We start from the raw sequence: 19119 nt of genomic DNA, 5'->3' as shown, positions 1-19119 counted from the left end.
CCCCCGGGTGCGCCGGCCCAGGAGCACCGGCCCGGCGGAGGCCAGTACCTCTAGCCGCGGTCAGCCCAGCGGCAGGCCCTTGACGATCCGGGCCGCGGTCCGGCCGGTCCGGCGCCAGTCCCGGGGTCCGGCGTCCGGGCCGGTCGTCGTCGCCGGGCGGTGGGCGGGCAGCTTGCCGTGGTGCACCGCGACTGCACCTGCGGCATCGACGCCGACGCCGACCTCCAGCGGGGAGTCGAGGGCGGCCGCGTGCGCCAGCCCGACGGCGTCCTCCGGCTGATCCGGGACGTCGACGAGCTCGGTGGGCACCCCCTCCTCCTCCGCGCCGGCGCAGACCTCGCGCAGCACCGCAGCCGGTGCGCCGGGGGAACGGTGGACCACCACGGCCGGCCGCTGCCGGGCGTCGGTCACCCGGCCGGGCACGGCGACGACGCAGCTGCGTGCGCCCGGACCAGCCCGGACGCGACCGCGTTGCGCGGGCCCTGGGTGCCCAGCACGTTGCCCGTCCCGCAGACGATGCCGTAGGGCGCGAGCTCGTCGGCGATCAGCTCGGGGATCTCGAAGTCCAGCGCCGAGCCGCCCAGCAGCACCACGAAGTCCAGGGCCCGGAGGTCGCCACCCGGCGCGACCTGCCGCAGCGCCCGGACGGCGTTGACCACGAACACCCGGCTCTTCGCCGCCCGGCGGACCCGGCGGACGTGGTCGAGGCCGTGCCGGGTCTCGACGGGCACCGGGCCGTCCGGGGTGAGCACCACGACTCGGGCGAACACGTGCGGCGGGAACGGCTGGTCGAAGAACTGGACGGTGCCGTCCTCGTGCCGCAGGTGGAAGAAGCTCTCCACCTTGGCCAGCGGGTGCCACTTCACGCCCTCGGCGACCTCCCGGTCACCCAGCGCCAGCTCGGAGTCGATCAGCTTGGTGACCAGCTCCCCGGCGCCGGCCACGTGGACGGCGGTGCACACGCCGTCCACGGTCATCAGCGCGGCGTCGGTCGACCCGCCACCCAGGTCCAGGACGGCGACCGGCCGGTCGACGCCGGGGGTGGTCAGCGCCCCGCCCACGGCCATCTCCCCCTCGACACCGCCGATCTCCGCCCGCGCCCCGAGCTCCGCGGACACCTGGTCGGCGACCAGCTGCATGCGGCTGCGGCTGGTCCGCACCATCGCCGCGAGCGCGACGGCGTTCTCCAGCGCGATCTCACCGGCCAGTCCCCCGCGCACCTCGGCCGGGACGAACGTGTCGACCGCCAGGACGTCGCGGATGGCGATCTCGGACGCCGGCTGCGCCGATCCGTCGGCGCCGTGCAGCACGTCGGACATGGTGTCGCGGACCTGGGCGAGCATCCCGCCGACGTGGGTGCCGGGTTCCCCGTGCACGTCGTCGAGCGGTTGCAGCCGGGCGACGGTGGCCATGATCGCCTCGGCCCCGGCGTCGACGTCGACGCGGAGCTCCCTCCCCGCCCCGCGCAGCACCAGCTCGCCCACCGGGATCCGCCGATCGGTGACGTCACCGGACGGGGTGCGCACCACCACCGCCGAACGGTTCCCGGTGAGCGCACGCGCGACCGGCGAGACCGCCCGGGTCTGGTCCGGGTCGAGGCCGAACACCGAGGCCAGCCCGTAGGAGTCCGACAGGGTGCGGATGGTCCGCCCCGGCGCGGCCACCTCGACCGCGGCCAGCATGCCCAGCGGCACCTTCTCGACCGCCCGCACCTCGTCGACGACGGGCACCGCCCGGTCCAGCCGGTTGGTGACCAGCACGGCGTCGTCCCCGGCGAGGACGGCGGCCACCACCGCCACCCCACCGGCGACGGCGGCGTTGACCACCCGCGCCACGTCGTCGAAGTCCCATCCGGCCGGGACCACGCAGACCACCGGCTCGCCCGGCGGCTGTGCGGTGAGGTCGGCGATCGACACGGTGGTGCCGACGGCGAGCCCCACGCCACCCGGGGTGGTCGGGTTGTGCCCGATCATCGTGGACTCGGTGATGATCGTCTCGGTGATGGTCTCCATCGCCAGGCCGCTGATCACCGGGGTCGCCTCGTTGAGCAGCACGGTGTGCACCTCGTCGGGGCGTCGGCCGGCCCGGGCCAGCACGTCGCGGACCACCCGGAGCGCGCCGACGGTGTTGTCCGGCGTGCCCTTGACCCCGGTGGTCCGGGTCAGGTCGGCGCCCAGGTACGTCAGCGACCCGTCCGGGGCGAGCTCGGCCAGGCACGCCTCGGTCGTCGAGTTGCCGATGTCGACGCCGACCACCAGCCGGGCCGACGACGGGTCGTGGCCGGGCGCACCCACCTCAGCCCGCGTCGGTCAGCTCGAACACGGCCTCGACCTCCACCGGGCCCTTGCCTGCCGCGATGCACTCGAACTCCTTGAGGTGCAGGAGCGCGGCCTTCGCCTGCCAGCGCGGTCTGGCCATCTGGTCGTTGCGCGTGGGCACCGGCTGGGGGGACTCCCCCTTGGCGTACTGCGCGGCGTTGGAGCCGATCATCCGGAACACCGCCGGGTCCAGCAGCGGCGACTGCGGGAACAGCTCCAGGTTGCTCAGCCGGGCGAGGTCCTTCTGGTGGATCATCGTCGTCCCGCGGGACAGGATCCCGACGGAGATGCCGGAGCCGGAGAGCTTGGCCCCGATGTGCGCGATGGCCGCCAGGTCCGCGGTGTCCCGGACCCGGACCAGCCGGACGCCCACTCCCTGCTCCTCGATGCCGGCCATCAGCTGGCGCAGCACCTCGGCGTGCGGGACGTCGACGATCGTCTTGGTGAAGTGCCCCGCGAAGGCCGGGGACACGGCGATCACCACCTCGTCGGGCCGGGTCCCGCGGGTCGCCGGGGACCGCTCGCGGAGGCTGACGGTGCGGGTGGACGTGGAGAGCGTCATGGTCAGCCGACCTCGGTCTCGGGGTCCGTCGCCGACGTGACGTGCCGGAGCTTCTTCAGCTCCGCCCAGCGTTCTCCCTGCAGGCGGTAGCCGGTGCCGGGGCCGGCGTAGTCGTTCGGGTCGTTGATGGCCGACAGCGGGGTGAAGTCGGCGGTGAGGACGGCGGAGGTCTGCAGCAGGTCACCGGACACCCGCTGGCGCAGCACGGTCAGCAGGTTCTCGGCGACGTCGTGGAAGCCGCTCGCCTCCAGCCCCTTGACGATGTCGAGGCCGGTGATGCCGCGGTCCATGACCGCCTGGGCGCCCTTGAGGTCGGCCAGCACGTCCCGGAAGGGGTAGTCGGCGGAGGAGTTGGCGTAGGTCGCCGCCTCCACCTCCTCGTCGGTGACGGCCGGCAGGTCGAGGTACGCGAACAGTGCCTGGAGGGCGCGGGCCGCCTTGCTCCGAGCCAGCAGGATCTCGTCCTCGCGCACGTGCCGCAGCCCGCCGTCGACCTGGAAGTCGCGCTGGATGGTGTTCCAGTCGTCGTAGTCCTCGGTGTCGAAGTTCGACCCGGCGAACATGTTGTCCGCGTTCGGCACCGCCGAGAAGCCCGAGCAGACGAAGTCGGTGCCGGGCAGCAGCTGCGGCATCATCCGGGCGGTCCGGCGCATCGCCGAGTGCGAGAAGGACTGGTCGTTCCCGGAGGCGCACTCCAGGTCCATCATGCTGGCGACCAGGTTCTCCGCGGCCACCGCACGCAGCCCGCCCGGCACGGCACCGGGCACCCCGATGCAGCTGATCGAGCCGTTCTGCAGCCCTTGCACCCCCGCGCCCTTGGCCATCAGGATGCAGCGGATCTCCAGGTAGAGCATCGACTTGCCCTCGGCGTTGCCCATCTGCACCTCCGACCCGGTGCCGGAGGTGAAGCGCATCTTGATCCCGCGGGAGGCATAGGCGGAGGCGAGGAACGCCTTGGACCAGGGGGTGTCGTCCCCGTCGATGAACACCGACTCGGTGCCGTAGATGGAGATCGTCTCGGCGTAGGCGGTGATGCCGCGCATGCCGAGCTCGAGCTCGGTGGCCTCCTCCAGCGCGCACTGGGTCAGCACGCCCCCGCGCCCGACCTGGGCACCGACCTGCAGCGCGATGGCCACCAGCGGTGCGTAGCGCAGCACGCCCAGCGTCGTCTCCAGCTCGGCGAAGCCGCGCAACGCGCCCTCCGCCGCGTCGGCGGCGACCTGGACGGGGTTGTCCCGGGCGCTGGTGGAGTGCGCTTGGTTGGCCGGCGTCCGCCGGGCCCGCATCTTCTGCATCCCCTGCATGATCTCGACGACGTTCATCAGCTTGAGGACGTCGAGCACCTTCGCCGGGGTCAGGCCCCGGGTGACCGCGAGGACGTCGTCCCGGGAGGCACGGGGGTCGATCAGCATCCGGGCGATCTCGGCGGAGGGGAGGGCGTTGGACTCCTCGGCCGAGGCCACGTCGATGGCGTGGTCGGCGATGAAGGTGTCCATGAAGTCGAAGTCGGCGCGCTGCCTGCCGTCCAGCTCGACGATGCGCCCGTCCTCGACCCGCACGCTGGGCGCCGGGTCGTACGCGCTCTCCATCGCGACGAGGCCCTTCTCGGGCCACTCCTCGACGAACCCGTCGAGGTTGACCGGCCGCGCCTCGAGGACGTCGGTGCGCAGCGAGTGCCGTGGCTCGGGCGAGCGCCGCGGCTGGGTGGTGGTCATGGGCGTGTCCTCTCAGTCCTCGGACCCGGCGGCGGGCCGGGCGAGCAGGTCGCGGCGGGCGTAGACCTCGGCCGCCTCCCGGACGAGGGCCGCGCAGACGGGCGCCGACCAGGTCCCCTCCAGCCGATCGGCCATGGAGGCCAGCTGATCGGCGGTGGAGGCGCGCGGGCGCAGCGCGTTGTACATCCCGAGCACCTCGGCGTCGGGGATCGCGCACATCTCCGCCGCCCGCCGGAAGTTCATCGCCAGCTGCGGGCGGTTGCTCGCGTCGGCCAGCTGGGCCTGCAGCTCCAGCGTCTCCGGGGCGATCCGCAGGTCCTCGGCCGACAGCTCCCCCGACAGCACCGCGTCCATCGTCAGCGCGGTGATCGGCTTGCCGGTCGGGGTCCGGAGCAGCTCCGGTCGGTTGACCGACAGCGGGTAGTCCCCCGCGGCCAGCCTGGTGTCCTGCGAGGTGCTCATCGGGCATCCCTCCTCGTCCGCCAGTTCACCGGGACTGTGACACAGGATACGTTGCCTGTTCGTTGCCTCCGGAGGCCCGACGACGGGGCTGTACCGGGGACCACCCGGACTGCTTGGCTGTGACGATGACCACATCGCTCTCGCACGCCGACGCCCGCCGGGTCCTGGACGCCGGCATCGCCCGGGCCGAGGAGATCGGCCAGCCGATGAACGTCGCCGTCGTCGACGACGGCGGCCACCTGCTCGCGTTCGGGCGGATGGACGGCGCCATCAAGGCGAGCATCGACATCTCCACCCGCAAGGCCGTCACCTCGGTGCTGATGGCCCTGCCCACGGCCGCCCTGACCGACCTGGTGCAGCCGGGCGCCGAGCTCTACGGCCTGGAGCAGACCGCCGGTGGGATGGTCGCCTTCGGCGGCGGGATCCCCCTGGAGCGGGACGGCGTGATCGTGGGTGCCGTCGGGGTGAGCGCGGGATCGGTGGCCCAGGACGTCGACGTCGCCACCGCCGCGGCAGCGGCCCTCGGCTGAGCCGCGGCAGCGGCCTGCGACTCAGCCGCCCGGGACCGCGGGGCGACCTCCCGCGGCTGGTTGCCCGGGGTCCGGGCGTGAGCGATGATCCGCACCGACGCCAGTGCCGGCGTCTGCGCTGCGAGGCCGCTCGGGGGTGCGATGTCGTGCGATGCAGAGCACCTGGCCGACGAGGACGAGCACCTCGCCCCCCGCGAGCGCGCCCGCGCGCTGGCTGAGACGTTCGACGCGGTGCTCGGTCAGGGCACCGTCCGCCGCGCCCCCCGTCCGGTGGTCTCCGCGTCCTGGGAGCGGAGCCTCGCCGCCCACGTCGACCCGGAGCGCCGTAGCCCTCCGGTGGTCCACGCACCCGACGAGCTGGACGACCTCCGCGCCGCCCATCCGCTGAACGCGGTCATGCCCCTGCTGCGCAGCGCGCTGGCGGGCGTCGCCGACGAGGTGGCGCACCTGGTCCTGGTGACCGACGGCGCCGGCCACGTCCTGTGGCGCGACGGCGACCGGGAGCTCCTCGGGCGGGCGGACCGGGTCGGCCTCTTCCCCGGCACCGACTGGAGCGAGGGGGCCATCGGGACGAACGCGATGGGCACGGCGCTCGCCGTCGGGGCGCCGGTGCAGATCCACTCGGCGGAGCACCTGGTCCGCACGTACCACTCCTGGACGTGCGTCGCGGCGCCGGTGCACGACCCGGACACCGGGGCGGTCATCGGCGTCCTCGACGTGAGCGGTCCGCTGCAGACGGTGCACCCGGCCCTGGCGCAGCTGGTCGCGGCCACCGCACGGCTCGCCGAGGACCAGCTGCGGGTCCGGGTCGCCATCGCCGACCACAACCTGCGGCTCCGGCTGCCGCTGTCCCGCCGGGACGGCGAGGCCGCGGCCTTCGTGACCCCGAGCGGCCGGGTGCTGGCCGCCGAGCCCGACGGGCGGTGGCCGGCGCGGGTCCAGCTGGACGACACCGACCAGGTGACGCTGCCCGACGGGCGGGAGGCGCAGGTCGAGCGGCTCCCGGACGGCTGCCTGCTCCGGACTGCGGTACGCCGCGCCCGGCCGGCACCCCGCCCGGCTGCGCACGCGCTGTCGTTGCGGTGCACCGGGGAGGGGACGCCCACGGTGGTCGTCGACGGCCGCTGGATCCCGCTGCCCCTGCGCCTGGCGGAGGTCCTCCTCCTCCTCGCCCGGCACCCCGACGGCCTCACCGGGGAACAGCTCGCCCGGCTGCTGTACGGCGACCGCGGGAACCAGACGACGGTGCGCGGCGAGATCCGCCGGCTCCGTGCGGTCGTCGGCGCGGACCTGCTGCAGACCCGGCCGTACCGGTTGGTGGCCGAGGTCGCCAGTGACGTCGAGACCGCGGGTCGGGCGCTGGCGGCCCGGCGCGTGGACGCCGCCCTCAGCGCCTGCCGCGGCCCGGTCCTGCCCCGGTCGGAGGCGCCGACGATCCGGCAGTTGAGCGACGAGCTCACCGCGGGCCTGCGCCGCGCCGTGCTCGCCGCCGACGACCCCGAGCTGCTGCACACGTTCAGCACGCACCCCCTGGGCGAGCACGACGGCGCGGTCCACGACCGGCTGGCCGAGCTCCTGCCCCCGGACGACCCGCGGTCGGCGTCGGTGGCCGTCCGTCGCGCGCGACTGCTGGCCGACTGAACGGCCGCGAGCCGGGCAGGACCGGAGGGTCCTGCCCGGCTCGCGGGATCGGATCGGCCTGAGGCCGGGACGGCACGTGGCCGCGGTGTGGTCCGAGAGGACCACAGGTCAGACGGTGAACCGCCGGACGGCGTCCTGCAGCTCGTCGCTCATCCGGGCCAGGTCCGCGGCCGAGCGCTGCGCCTCCGCGACGCCCTCGTTGGTCTGCTGGGTGCCCGCGGCGAGACCGGAGATCGCGGTGGCGATGCTGCGCGAGCTGCCCGCCGCCTCGGCGACGTTGCGGTTCATCTCGTTGGTGGTGGCGGTCTGCTCCTCCACCGCCGCGGCGATGGTGGCCTGGTAGTCGTTGATCTGACCGATGACGGTGCTGATCTCCCCGATCGCGTCGACGGCACCCGCCGTGTCGGCCTGGATCGCCTCGACCCGGCGGGAGATGTCCTCCGTCGCCTGGGCGGTCTCCTGCGCCAGCTCCTTCACCTCACTGGCCACCACCGCGAACCCCTTGCCCGCCTCACCGGCCCGCGCGGCCTCGATCGTGGCGTTCAGCGCCAGCAGGTTCGTCTGCTCCGCGATCCCGTTGATCAGCTTCACCACCGTGGCGATCTCCTGCGAGGAGTCACCCAGCTTGCCGACCGTGCGAGTGGTGTTCTCCGCGACGTTCACCGCCTGCCCGGCCACCCGCGACGCCTCGCTGGCGTTCCGACTGATCTCCCGGATCGCGGCCTCCATCTGCTGGGAGCCGGTGGCGACGGTGTCGACGCTGGCGGCGACCTCCCCGGCGGAGCTGACGACGACGTCGGCCTGGCCGGTCGCCGCCTGCGCGCTCCGAGCCATGCCGGCAGCGCCGGTGTTCAGCGCCTGCGAGGCCACCGCCAGCCGGCCGGCGGAGTCGTTGACCAGCCGCAGCACGCCGCTGAGCGACTCCAGGGTCGAGTCGAGCGAGCGGGCGACCTCACCGATCTCGGCACCACCGGTGGCGCCGGCCCGGACGCTGAGGTCCCCGTCGGCCACCTGGTCGAGGACCTCCCGCACCCGCTGCACGGGGCCCATCACCGAGCGGACGACGAGCAGGGCCAGCACCACGGAGACGAACAGCCCGATGACGATGATCGCCACCGTGAGGGTGCGGGCACTGGTGTAGGCGTCCTCCGCCTCCTGGGCCTTGCCCACAGCCGCCTCCTGGGCAGCGCTGGTGGCGGTGACCAGCGCCTCGGAGATGGTGGCCTGGGCGGCGGTCATCGCCTGGATGATCGGGCCCGCCGCCGCGAGGTCGCCCCCGGGGGCCTGCTGGAGCTGGGCGAGCAGGGACAGGTACTCCTCGGTCCCTGCGGAGAAGGTCTCGAAGGCCGCCCGGCTCTGCGGGGTCAGCGGCATCTCCGCGACGGCTGCGGTCTGCGCGGCCAGGGCCTCCAGCCCGTCGGTGAAGCCCTGGGCGGACGCGGCCAGCGTCTGGGGCGGCAGCGTGGGGATGCTCGTCCGGGCGGAGTAGGCCTGCAGCTCCCACCACTGGGCCTGCAGCTGGCGCAGCCCGTCCAGCGGCACACCGCCCTCCTCGTGGACCTCGGCGGCGGTCTCACTGAGCGCCGACATCCGCTGGATGCCGACCAGGCCGACGGTCAGCGTGGTCAGCGCCACCAGCAGGATCGCCAGCAGCAGGCGGCCACGCAGCCCCACCCGGCCGGCCAGCGACGAGCGCCCGGCCCTCCTCCACTCGGTGCCGGTTGCCGGTCCCTGCGCCATGACGTCCATCTGTCCCTCTTCTGCCCACGGGCGCGCCCGTGCGGCCCACCCACGATGTCATCGGCAGCGACGCCGCGTCCTTGACCCCATGTGTCGCGCGCGACCGTTCCCGGGCTGGACCCGCCGGCACCGGGGACGACGACGGCGCCGGCCACCGCGAGCTGCGGTGACCGGCGCCGCCGGGTCGGGTCCTGCGTCAGACGGTGAACCGGCTGACCGCGTCCTGCAGCTCGTCGCTCATCCGGGCCAGCTCGACCGCGGACCGCTGGGCGTCCTCGACCCGCTGGTTGGTCTCCGCCGTACCGGCAGCCAGCCCGGTGATCGCGGTGGCGATGCTGCGCGAGCTGCCCGCCGCCTCGGCGACGTTGCGGTTCATCTCGTTGGTGGTGGCGGTCTGCTCCTCCACCGCCGCGGCGATGGTGGCCTGGAAGTCGTTGATCTGACCGATGACGGTGCTGATCTCCCCGATCGCGTCGACGGCACCCGCCGTGTCGGCCTGGATCGCCTCGACCCGGCGGGAGATGTCCTCCGTCGCCCGGGCGGTCTCCTGCGCCAGCTCCTTCACCTCACTGGCCACCACCGCGAACCCCTTGCCCGCCTCACCGGCCCGCGCGGCCTCGATCGTGGCGTTCAGCGCCAGCAGGTTCGTCTGCTCCGCGATCCCGTTGATCAGCTTCACCACCGTGGCGATCTCCTGCGAGGAGTCACCCAGCTTGCCGACCGTGCGAGTGGTGTTCTCCGCGACGTTCACCGCCTGCCCGGCCACCCGCGACGCCTCGCTGGCGTTCCGACTGATCTCCCGGATCGCGGCCTCCATCTGCTGGGACCCGGTCGACACCGTGTCCACGCTGGCGGCGACCTCGCCGGCCGAGGCCACCACGACGTCGGCCTGCCCCGCCGCGTTCCGCGCGTTGCTGGCCATCGCCTCCGCACCCGCGTTCAACTGCAGCGACGCCGTGGCCAGCCGCCCGGCCGAGTCGTTGACCAGGCTGAGCACGCCCCCCAGCGCATCCAGCGTCTCGTCGAGGGACTCCGCGACCTGGCCCAGCTCGGCACCACCGGTCCGGCCGGCGCGCACCCGCAGGTCACCGCCGGCCACCTGCTCCAGGGTCTCCCGGATCCGCTGGACCGGGCGGGTGACGCTGCGGGCCATCAGGACGGCCAGCGCGACGGAGACCGCGAGGCCGATCGCCACACCGAGCAGCGTCAGCGTGCGCCCCGAGGTGTACGCGTCGCGGGCCTCCTGGACGGTGGCCTCGGTGGTGGCGATCTGCGCGTCGGTGCCCGCGTTCAGTGCGGCGACGGCGTCCTCCTCGGCCTGGATCAGCGTCGGCAGGACCGAGTAGATGTCCCCACCGGCCGCGCCGATCTCCGCCATCTGGGCACTGGTCTCGTCGTACAGCTCGATCGCGGTCTGGAAGTCCTGGAACGCGGCCTCCGTGTCGGCCCCGAGGGAGGCCTCCGCCAGGCCGGCCCGGAGCTCGTCCAGCGTCCCGCGGATCTCGACCGACTGCTCCTGCAGGGCCTGCACCAGATCCGGCGTGAGGCCGGGGGTCATGGCCCGGGAGCCGGCCGCCTGCAGCTCCCAGTAGACCGACCGCAGCAGCAGGATGTCGCGGAGCGGGACGGCCCCCTCCTCGTAGACCGCCTCGGCCTGGTGGCTGAGCGCAGCCATCCGCGAGATGCCGAGGCCACCGACGACGAGGGTCATCAGGGCGACGGTGAGGAAGGCGGCGAGCAGCCTGCCGCGCAACCCGAGCCGGGCCAGCGCGCTGCGCCCGGGCTCGTCCGCCGGTCCAGGAGCATGCGTTGCGGGGTCGTGGTCGTTCGTCGCGTCCATGGCGTGCCTCTCGTCGCTCGGGCGCACCAGCGCGCCCCTCGCCCATGGGATCGGCACCACGGAGGAACGACTCCACCTGAGACCCGGTTACGGAACCGATGGGTCCGCGTGGGTGGACCGGTCAGGCGCGCAGCGAGGCCAGCAGCGTCGCGACGCCCTCGGCGTCGTTCGAGTCGGTCACGTCGGTGGCCGCTGCGAGCACGTCCGGGTGCGCGTGCGCCATCGCCACGGCGCGGCCGCCACCCTCGCGCACCCAGTCGAACGCGGCCAGGTCGTTGGGCATGTCGCCGAAGTAGACGACGTCGGCCGGCCTCAGCCCTCGTTCGGCGGCGAGCCGCGCGAGGCCGGTGGCCTTGGTGACGCCGCGGGCGGAGATCTCGGCCATCGCGTCGGAGGATGAGGTGGTGACCGTGGCGGCGTCCCCCACGACCTCGGCGACCAGGGCGACGAACTCGTCGCGCCCCAGTCGCTCGTGCCGGGCCAGCAGCTTGGCCACCGGCTGGGCGACCATCTCGGCCAGCGTGGCCACCGCGACGCCGGGGGCGCCCCGGTCCCAGCGCGGCTGGTAGATCGGCTCGTGCCGGAACTGGTCGCCGTACTCCACCGCGAACCAGGTGTCCGGCTGGTGCTCGCGCAACTGCCCGGTGATCTGCTGGAGCACCTCCGGCTGGACCGGGTGCTCCTCCAGCACCTGGAACTCCCCCAGGTCCAGCAGCACCGCGCCGTTGCAGCAGATCGCGGTGCCGCCGCCCAGGCGGTCCCGCACCCCGAGCATCCAGCGGGGCGGGCGGCCGGTGGCCAGCACCAGCGGCACCCCCTCGCCGGCCCAGCGCTGCAGCTCGGCCAGGGTCTCGTCGCTGATCGTCTCGTCGCTGCGCAGCAGCGTGCCGTCGAGGTCGCTGACGATGAGCTTCGGGCGCCAGTCAGACATCGGTCTCCCCCAGCGCGAGCACGGCCTCGACGTAGCGGGCGACGCCGTCGGCGTCGTGCCCGCTGGTCCGGTCGCCGGCGGCGGCCCGGACGGCGGGGTGGGCGTTGGCCACGGCGACCGCCCGACCGCCGGCTGCGGTGACCGCCTCGATCATCGGCAGGTCGTTGGGCATGTCGCCGAACACCAGCACGTCGCCGAACCCGACGCCCACCTGGTCCAGGACGACGGCCAGCCCGGTGGCCTTGGTGACCCCCGGCGGCAGCACCTCGATGAAGCCCAGGCCGGCGTGCGTCAGCTCGGCGACCGCCGGGTCGACGACCGATCGCGCCAGCGCGACCAGCTCGTCCTCGCCCAGCCGGGCGGAGCGCAGGAACACCTTGAGCACGGCACCGACCGGCAGCACCTGGTGCCGGGGCAGCAGGTGCGCCGGCTCCGGGTAGGGCCAGTCGAAGCCGTGCTGGACACGCAGCGGGCGCAGCGCCTCGGCCTGCTCGGCGGCGTCCTCGACCGCCACGACCAGCTCGCCGGCGACCTCCTCGATGGCGGCGATGACCTCGGTGGCGACGTCGCGGGCCATGCCGACGGTGCGCAGCACCTCGTCGGCGGCGCCGTCGGAGCCGAACCGGACGACGTACCCGCCCTGGGCCAGGACGGCGAACCCCTGGCCGCCCAGCGCGGCGCGGACGCTCTCCAGCAGGCGGGGGCCGCGGCCGGTGGCCCCGACGAACGGGACGCCCGCGCCGCGGCAGGCGTCGATGGCCTCGGCGGTACGGGGGCTGACGGTCCCTGCCGAGCCGAGCAGCGTGCCGTCCAGGTCGCTGACCACCAGCTTCGGCCGCCAGCCGCCGAGCCGGGCGCGCAGGTCGCCCAGGTCGACGACCTCGGTGGCGTGCAGGGCGGCGGCCGGGGCGGTCAGGCCGCCCCCGTGCGGCTGGGCGGTCATGCGGGGACCCCCGGAGCGGCGACCGCGGCCAGGGACATCCCCGGGGTGAGGACCTCGTGGCCACCCAGCCAGGGGCGCAGCGCCGCCGGGACGTGCACCGAGCCGTCGGCCCGCTGGTGCACCTCGAGCAGGCAGGCGATGGTGCGGGCGATCGCGCACAGCGTGCCGTTCAGCGTGGCGACCGGCTGCGGCCTGCCGTCGGCGTCCCGGCTGCGGACCTGCAGCCGGCGGGCCTGGAAGGTGGTGCAGTCCGACGTGCTGGTGAGCTCCCGGTAGGCGCCCTGGCTGGGGAACCACGCCTCGATGTCGAACTTGCGGGCGGCGCTGGTGCCCAGGTCACCGGCGGCGATGTCGACCACCCGGTAGGGCAGTTCGAGGGCGGAGAGGAACTCCTCCTCCCACTGCAGCAGCCGGCGGTGCTCGGCGGCGGCGTCCTCGGGCGCGCAGAAGCTGAACATCTCCACCTTGTCGAACCAGTGCACCCGGATGATGCCGCGGGTGTCCTTGCCGTAGGAGCCGGCCTCGCGCCGGAAGCAGGAGGACCAGCCGGCGTACCGCTTGGGGCCGGCGGAGAGGTCGAGCACCTCACGGGCGTGCATGCCGGCCAGCGCGACCTCGGAGGTGCCGACGAGGTACAGGTCGTCCCGCTCGATCCGGTACACCTCCTCGTCGTGCTCGCCGAGGAAGCCGGTGCCCTCCATCGCCTCGGGCTTGACCAGCGCCGGCGCGACGACCGGGGTGAAGCCGGCGGCGACGGCGCGGGTGATCGCCAGCTGGGCCAACGCGAACTCCAGCAGCGCGCCCGGGCCGGTGAGGAAGTAGAAGCGGGCGCCGGAGACCTTGGCGCCGCGCTCCATGTCGATGGCGCCAAGGGCCTCACCGATCTGCAGGTGGTCCTTCACCTCGAAGTCGTAGGTGGGCACCTCCCCCACGGTCCGGATCTCCACCGCGTCGTCCTCGCCGCCCGGCGGCACGTCGGGGTGGACGACGTTGGGGATCCGCAGGTGCAGGGCGTGCAGCGCCGCGTCGGCGGTGCGCTCGGCCTCCTCGGCCTCCTTCACCTGCGCGGCCAGCGCCTTCGCCTTCTCCAGGACGGCGGGACGCTCCTCGGGGCTGGCCTTCTTCACCGCCTGGGACGCCGCCTTCTGCTCCCCGCGCAGGTCGTCGGCGGCCTTCACGGCGGCCCGGCGTTCGGCGTCCGCGGCCAGCAGGGCGTCGACCAGGGACTCATCGGCACCCCGGGCACCCTGGCTGGCGCGGACGAGGTCGGGGTTCTCGCGGACGAGGCGCAGGTCGATCACCGCCTGATCGTAGGTGCCGCGCGCCGCGGGCACGGACCGCCCGAGGTCACTGCGGGGCCTCGAGCAGGGTCCGCACCGCCGACCGCACCCGGGTGCTCTCCTCCTCCAGCGTGGTCAGCAGGTCCCCGTGCGCCGGCGACAGGCCGCTGCCGAGGTCCTCGAGCCGCTGGCAGAGCTCGGCGAGCCGCAGCGCACCGAGCGCCGCGCTGCTGCCCTTCAGCCGGTGGGCCAGCCGGTCCATCGACTCCTCGTCGTCCTCCTGCGCCGGCCCCCCGGCGGCGGCCAGCAGGGCGGCGACCGTGGACTCCAGGCTGGTGACGTACTGCCCGTACAGGTGCCGGAACCCGTCGTCGCCGAGGTCCCGCAGTTCGTCGACGGTCTCGGCGTCCAGGGCCGGCACCTCGCCGGTGGCGGCCGCCGCCGCGTCCGGCGCAGCCGGCACCGACGCGGGCCCCCTGGTGACGTAGGGGCTCAGCGCCTGCTCGAGGACGGCGAGCCGGACCGGCTTGGTGAGGAACAGGTCGGCGCCGGCCTCGAGGAAGGCCGCCCGGTCGCTGGCCAGGACGCTCGCGGTGACCGCCATGACCACCGGCTGGGGCCCGGGCAGGGCGCGGATCGCCGCGGTGGCGTCCACCCCGCCCATGACCGGCATCTGCGCGTCCATCAGCACGACGTCGTAGGTGCCGGCGATCACGGCGTCCACCGCCTGCCGGCCGTTCTCGACGTGGTCGCAGTCGTGGCCGAGCTGGTCCAGGTAGAGGCTCATGAGCCGGGCGTTGACCGCGTGGTCCTCGGCCACGAGGACCCGCAGCCGGTCGGTGGCCGCAGCGGTGGCCGGCTGCCCGGACGCCGCCCGCGTGGCGTGCGCCCCGCCGGCCGCGGCCGACAGGACCGTGCACAGGGTGCTCAGCAGCCGGTCGGGGCGGACCGGCTTGTGCAGCCGGGCGGCGAACTCCGTGAGCTCGTCGGCGTGGACGCCCGCGGAGCTGCTGAGCAGGACGAGCGGGAGCGTGGCCGTCCCCGGCCGCGCGTGCACCGCATCGGCGAGCGCGATGCCGTCCATCCCCGGCATGTGCAGGTCGAGGACCGCGAGGTCGAAGGGGTCGCCGGCGGCCAGTTCCTGGAGCGCCTCGGCGGCGCCGGCGGCCAGGACGCAGTGCGCCCCGTACTGGGTCAGCTGGTGGTCCAGGATCCGCAGGTTGGTCGGGTTGTCGTCCACGACCAGCACCCGGCGGCCGGCCAGGCCGGTCGCGTACGACGGCTGCTGGTCCGCCAGGGCCTCCAGCCGCACCCGGACGGTGAACGTGGAGCCACGACCGGCCTCGCTGTCGACCTCGATGTCCCCGTCCATCGCCCGGGCGATGCGCTGGCTGATCGCCAGCCCCAGTCCGGTGCCGCCGTAGGAACGGGTGGTGGAGGTGTCGACCTGGCTGAAGGACCGGAAGAGCCGGTGACGCTGGGTGGCCGGGATGCCGATGCCCGTGTCGGAGACCGAGATCGCGCAGGAGACGTCGTCGCCGGGGCCGCCGGGGCCTGCGGTCACCCCGATGAGGACCTGCCCGGACCGGGTGAACTTGAGCGCGTTGCCGACCAGGTTGATGATCACCTGCCGCAGCCGCGGCCCGTCCCCGGCGAACCGCCAGGAACGGTCGGCCGGGACGTCGACGAGCAGGTCCAGCCCCTTGCCCGCGGCCTGCGGTGCGAGCAGCTGGGCCACGTCGTAGACCAGGTCGTGCAGGTCGAACGGCGCGGTCTCCAGGTCCAGCTCGCCGGCCTCGATCTTGGAGAAGTCGAGGATGTCGTTGATCAGGGTCAGCAGGCTGTCGCCGCTGCTGGCGATCGTCTCCAGGTGGCCGCGCTGCTCGGGCGTCAGCCCGGTGGTCAGCAGCAGGTCGGTCAGCCCGAGGACGGCGTTGAGCGGCGTGCGGATCTCGTGGCTCATGGTGGCCAGGAAGGCGGTCTTCGCCTGCCCGGCCCGCTCGGCCTGGTCGCGCGCGTCGACCAGCTCGCGCTCCCGTTCGGCCACCAGGGCGTTCCGGTCCTTGAGCGCCTGCCCCAGGGCGTTCACGTCCCCGGTGATCTCCCGGAACTCGGTCGGACCGCTCTGCGTCGCCCGCCGGTCGACGTCCCCGGCGGCCAGCGCGGCCAGGGTGTCCCGTACCTGCCGGGTGGGCGGCAGCAGCTCCTCGGCCAGTCGCCGGTTCGCCCGCCGGACGGCGACGGCCACGACCCCGGCCACCACCAGCCCGAGCGCGGCCCCGCCGAGCAGCACGACCCGCTGCTGGCTGATCGCCCGGTCGCGCCGGTCCTCGACGGTGGCCCGTACGTCCGCCTGCACCTCCCGGTAGGCGTCGAAGAGGCGCTTGTCCCGGCTGAGCAGGTCACTGAGCGCGGCGACGTCGGCCATCGCCGGCGGGCTGGCCAGCATCGGGGTGACCCAGTTGTCGGTCCACCGGGCCTCCGCCGCGTCCAGCCCGGCCAGCTCTTCCAGCAGCGGGCCGTCCTCCTCCGCCAGACCGTTGAGCTGGACCTCCAACTGCTCCATGTCCGCGACACCCTGGTAGTAGGGCTGCAGGAACCGGTCCTCCCGGGTGATCAGGTAGCCGCGCAGGCCGGTCTCCTGGTTGATCATCGCGCTGTGGCCGTCCTGCAGGGCGCTGAGCGTCTCGTTCGCCCGGTCGACCCGGCCACCGAGCACCACCACGGCGAGCACCGCCAGGCCCAGCGTCGTCAGCGCGACCGTGGTCAGCGCGGCCAGCCCGACCAGCAGCGGGCGCCGGAGGAGCACCCGCAGGGGTCGACCCGGGGACGTGGCAGGGCACTGCTCGGTGGTCACCCCCCTGACATCGACCGGCGGTGCCCGCTCCTTGACCCCAGCAGCACAGCCCCGGCGGCGGCTTCAGTCGATCGGCCGATCTGCCGATGGAGCGGCGCACCCCCCCCTTCTGATCGGAGCCCCATGACCCACGTCCTGGTCGTCGACGACGACCCCGTCATCGCCGACCTCGTGGCCTTCCGGCTGAGCCGGCTCGGCCTGCGCATCACCGTCGAGACCGACGGCGAGGCGGGTCTCGCCGCGATCCGGCAGCTGCGCCCGGACCTGGTCGTGCTCGACTGGATGATGCCGCGGATGAACGGGCTGGAGGTCTGTCGGGCCGTGCGCGAGGACCCGGACGCGACCCTGGCCGGCACCCCGGTCCTGCTGCTGACCGCCAAGGCGCAGGAGCCCGACCTGGAGCGCGGCTTCGCGGCCGGCGCCACCGACTTCGTCACCAAGCCGTTCAGCACCCGGGAGCTGGTCAGCCGGGTCACCGCCGCCCTGCCGGCGGGCAGCGTCTCCGCGTGAGCACCGTCGCCGGGGTCGCCTTCGTGCTGGGCGTGGTGCTCACCGCGCTCGTCGTCGTGCTCCTCCTGGCGGTCGGGCTCCAGCACCGGCAGCGGACCCGCGCCCAGGCCCGCGACGCCCGGCGCCGGTCCGAGCTCATGCCCACCGTGCACGCGCTGCTCGACGACGACGGGGACGACCCGGCGGGCGGTGCGGTCGACCCGCAGCTCACCTCCGCCCCCCGGCTCCTCGACGACCTCGTGCTCGACCTGCTCCCCCAGTTGCGCGGCAGCGACCGGCGCGCCCTGCAGCGGGTGCTGGCCGCCCGCGGGGTCGTCGACCGGGCCGTGGCCGACCTGACCGCCCGCGCCGCCTGGCGGCGGGGCCGGGCCGCGACCCTCCTCGGCTCGGCCGCCGCCACCGACCACACCCCCGCGCTCGCGGCGCTCCTGACCGACCGGTCCGCCGACGTCCGCAGCGCCGCCGCCCGCGCCCTCGGCAAGGCCGGTGACCCGACGTCCGTCACGCCACTGCTCGCTGCGCTGACCGGCGCACGGCCGCTCCCGCTCGGCGTCGTCGGCATGGCCCTGCTGGACCTCGGCACGCCCGTGCTGCCCGCGCTGCGCACCGCCCTCACCGACGGCAGCCCGGCCGCCCAGGCCCTGGCCGCCGAGGTGCTGGGCGTGCACGGCGACCCCGCCGCGACACCCGGCCTGCTGACCCTGGTGCACGACCGCTGGCAGCCCGCCGACGTCCGCCGGGCCGCCGCCACCGCCCTGGGCCGGATCGGTTCACCGCAGGCGACGGCGGAGCTCACCCAGCTGCTCTCGACCGGGCCGGTGCCCGGGCTGCAGCGGGTCGCCGCCGAGGCCCTCGGCCGCATCGGCGACCCCGCCGCCATCCCCCCGCTCGTGTCCGGCCTGCACGCGACCGACCCCGGCGTGCGGGCGGCCTGTGCCGACGCCCTGGCCGCCATCGGCGACGAGGGCCGCGGCCGGCTCCGCGTGCTGTCGATCGGGACCAGCCCGGCCGGCCGGGCCGCACTGGCCGCACTCGACGCGGTCGCGACCGCCCGGCAGTGGCGTCAGGCGGTGGCGTCCCGATGAGGGAGCTGGCCGGCGACGTCGTGCTGGGCCTGAACTGGACGGTGTTCGGCTACGTCGTCGTCCTCGACCTCACCATGCTGCTGCTGGTGCTCGCCGGCGCCCGGCGGGTGGCGGCCAGCCGCCGCTGGCAGGGCGCCGAGGGCCACGACGAGATCTTCGCCAGCCCGTTGACCCCGGCCGTCTCGGTGCTGGTGCCCGCGCACGACGAGGAGGCCGGCGTCCTGGACACCCTCGCCGCCGCCCTGGGCCAGCGCTACCCGGCCCTGGAGGTGGTGCTGATCGACGACGGTTCGACCGACCGGACCTTCGAGCTGGTGGCCCGGCGGTACGCGCTGCGCGAGGTGGTCCCGCACCCGACGGCGGCCCTGCGGGTCGACGGCGAGGTCCTCTCCGTGCACCGCGCCACCACCGGTGACCCGCTCACGGTGATCCGCAAGACCAGCGTCGGACGCCGGTCGGACGCGATCAACGCCGGGCTCAACCTCGCCCGGCACCCCTTGGTCTGCATGGTCGACGGCGACTCGCTGCTGGAGTCCGACGCCCTGCTGCGGGTGGCCCGGCCGTTCGTGGAGGACCCGACCCAGGTGGTGGCCTCCGGTGGCGTGATCCGGACGGCCAACGGGGCGCTCACCGACCGGGGCACCGTGCTGGAGCCGCGGCTGTCGCGCAACTGGCTGGTGCGGATCCAGGCCGTGGAGTACCTGC

The 19119-nt window shown here is 74.5% G+C and carries 16 protein-coding genes; 5 read left to right on the top strand and 11 right to left on the bottom strand.

Annotated features, from left to right (window positions below):
* Window positions 1–60: 60 nt before the first annotated feature.
* Genes G5C62_RS17290 through G5C62_RS17270 form a run of 5 tightly spaced genes read right to left on the bottom strand, consistent with a single transcriptional unit; the run spans window position 61 to window position 5057 of the window.
* Window positions 61–423 carry a glycerol dehydratase reactivase beta/small subunit family protein gene (locus tag G5C62_RS17290; RefSeq protein WP_052091538.1) on the bottom strand — a complete coding sequence of 121 codons (363 nt, stop codon included), beginning with the start codon at window positions 421–423 and terminating at the stop codon, window positions 61–63.
* Window positions 408–2294: a diol dehydratase reactivase subunit alpha gene (locus tag G5C62_RS17285; protein ID WP_164701993.1), complete on the bottom strand. Its 1887-nt coding sequence runs from the start codon at window positions 2292–2294 to the stop codon at window positions 408–410. Before G5C62_RS17285 ends, G5C62_RS17290 begins: the two co-directional genes overlap by 16 nt.
* Window position 2295: 1 nt before the next feature.
* On the bottom strand, window positions 2296–2880 hold the full coding sequence (locus G5C62_RS17280; RefSeq protein ID WP_164701992.1) for a propanediol/glycerol family dehydratase medium subunit: 585 nt from the start codon (window positions 2878–2880) through the stop codon (window positions 2296–2298).
* Window positions 2881–2882: 2 nt separating this feature from the next.
* Entirely contained in the window at window positions 2883–4595 is a 1713-nt protein-coding gene (locus tag G5C62_RS17275; RefSeq protein ID WP_164701991.1) for a propanediol/glycerol family dehydratase large subunit, read from the bottom strand.
* Window positions 4596–4607: 12 nt separating this feature from the next.
* Window positions 4608–5057 (bottom strand): diol dehydratase small subunit, encoded by a 450-nt coding sequence (locus tag G5C62_RS17270; protein ID WP_036339368.1) that lies wholly within the window; start codon window positions 5055–5057, stop codon window positions 4608–4610.
* Between the two features lie 125 nt (window positions 5058–5182).
* Between G5C62_RS17270 and G5C62_RS17265 the strand changes: the two genes are divergently transcribed.
* Window positions 5183–5587: a heme-binding protein gene (locus tag G5C62_RS17265; protein WP_036339425.1), complete on the top strand. Its 405-nt coding sequence runs from the start codon at window positions 5183–5185 to the stop codon at window positions 5585–5587.
* Between the two features lie 141 nt (window positions 5588–5728).
* On the top strand, window positions 5729–7228 hold the full coding sequence (locus tag G5C62_RS17260) for a GAF domain-containing protein (RefSeq protein WP_164701990.1): 1500 nt from the start codon (window positions 5729–5731) through the stop codon (window positions 7226–7228).
* 108 nt (window positions 7229–7336) lie between these two features.
* Here G5C62_RS17260 and G5C62_RS17255 read toward each other — a convergent pair whose 3' ends face one another.
* The 6 genes from G5C62_RS17255 to G5C62_RS17230 form a co-directional block, all read right to left on the bottom strand.
* Window positions 7337–8968 (bottom strand): methyl-accepting chemotaxis protein, encoded by a 1632-nt coding sequence (locus G5C62_RS17255; RefSeq protein WP_164701994.1) that lies wholly within the window; start codon window positions 8966–8968, stop codon window positions 7337–7339.
* Window positions 8969–9164: 196 nt separating this feature from the next.
* Window positions 9165–10808 carry a methyl-accepting chemotaxis protein gene (locus G5C62_RS17250; protein WP_164701989.1) on the bottom strand — a complete coding sequence of 548 codons (1644 nt, stop codon included), beginning with the start codon at window positions 10806–10808 and terminating at the stop codon, window positions 9165–9167.
* Between the two features lie 121 nt (window positions 10809–10929).
* Window positions 10930–11739, bottom strand: coding sequence for an HAD family hydrolase (locus tag G5C62_RS17245; protein WP_164701988.1), 810 nt, complete (start codon window positions 11737–11739; stop codon window positions 10930–10932).
* On the bottom strand, window positions 11732–12682 hold the full coding sequence (locus tag G5C62_RS17240; RefSeq protein WP_164701987.1) for an HAD family hydrolase: 951 nt from the start codon (window positions 12680–12682) through the stop codon (window positions 11732–11734). Before G5C62_RS17240 ends, G5C62_RS17245 begins: the two co-directional genes overlap by 8 nt.
* The gene (gene serS / locus G5C62_RS17235) at window positions 12679–13983 is read right to left on the bottom strand and encodes a serine--tRNA ligase (RefSeq protein ID WP_164701986.1); all 1305 of its coding nucleotides are present in this window, start codon (window positions 13981–13983) and stop codon (window positions 12679–12681) included. Before serS ends, G5C62_RS17240 begins: the two co-directional genes overlap by 4 nt.
* A gap of 46 nt (window positions 13984–14029) precedes the next feature.
* Window positions 14030–16771: a response regulator gene (locus tag G5C62_RS17230; protein ID WP_164701985.1), complete on the bottom strand. Its 2742-nt coding sequence runs from the start codon at window positions 16769–16771 to the stop codon at window positions 14030–14032.
* 171 nt (window positions 16772–16942) lie between these two features.
* Here G5C62_RS17230 and G5C62_RS17225 point away from each other — a divergent pair, with 171 nt between their 5' ends.
* The 3 genes from G5C62_RS17225 to G5C62_RS17215 all read left to right on the top strand — a co-directional run.
* Complete coding sequence (locus tag G5C62_RS17225; RefSeq protein WP_164701984.1) at window positions 16943–17329, top strand: response regulator transcription factor; 387 nt, start codon at window positions 16943–16945, stop codon at window positions 17327–17329.
* Entirely contained in the window at window positions 17326–18414 is a 1089-nt protein-coding gene (locus G5C62_RS17220; RefSeq protein ID WP_164701983.1) for a HEAT repeat domain-containing protein, read from the top strand. The genes G5C62_RS17225 and G5C62_RS17220 overlap by 4 nt, the downstream gene beginning before the upstream one ends.
* Window positions 18411–19119, top strand: a 709-nt coding sequence (locus tag G5C62_RS17215; protein ID WP_164701981.1) for a glycosyltransferase family 2 protein, incomplete at its 3' end; no start/stop codon positions are given. The genes G5C62_RS17220 and G5C62_RS17215, both read left to right, overlap by 4 nt.

The organism is Modestobacter sp. KNN46-3, from assembly GCF_011039295.1.
This window is presented reverse-complemented; position numbering and strand designations above follow the sequence as displayed.

What these genes read in the sequence shown, in the direction of transcription:
- G5C62_RS17280 (WP_164701992.1), bottom strand. Translation starts at nt 2,880, where the DNA reads ATGACGCTCTCCACGTCCACCCGCACCGTCAGCCTCCGCGAGCGGTCC.
- G5C62_RS17275 (WP_164701991.1), bottom strand. Translation starts at nt 4,595, where the DNA reads ATGACCACCACCCAGCCGCGGCGCTCGCCCGAGCCACGGCACTCGCTG.
- G5C62_RS17270 (WP_036339368.1), bottom strand. Translation starts at nt 5,057, where the DNA reads ATGAGCACCTCGCAGGACACCAGGCTGGCCGCGGGGGACTACCCGCTG.
- G5C62_RS17265 (WP_036339425.1), top strand. Translation starts at nt 5,183, where the DNA reads ATGACCACATCGCTCTCGCACGCCGACGCCCGCCGGGTCCTGGACGCC.
- G5C62_RS17260 (WP_164701990.1), top strand. Translation starts at nt 5,729, where the DNA reads ATGTCGTGCGATGCAGAGCACCTGGCCGACGAGGACGAGCACCTCGCC.
- G5C62_RS17255 (WP_164701994.1), bottom strand. Translation starts at nt 8,968, where the DNA reads ATGGCGCAGGGACCGGCAACCGGCACCGAGTGGAGGAGGGCCGGGCGC.
- G5C62_RS17250 (WP_164701989.1), bottom strand. Translation starts at nt 10,808, where the DNA reads ATGGACGCGACGAACGACCACGACCCCGCAACGCATGCTCCTGGACCG.
- G5C62_RS17245 (WP_164701988.1), bottom strand. Translation starts at nt 11,739, where the DNA reads ATGTCTGACTGGCGCCCGAAGCTCATCGTCAGCGACCTCGACGGCACG.
- G5C62_RS17240 (WP_164701987.1), bottom strand. Translation starts at nt 12,682, where the DNA reads ATGACCGCCCAGCCGCACGGGGGCGGCCTGACCGCCCCGGCCGCCGCC.
- G5C62_RS17225 (WP_164701984.1), top strand. Translation starts at nt 16,943, where the DNA reads ATGACCCACGTCCTGGTCGTCGACGACGACCCCGTCATCGCCGACCTC.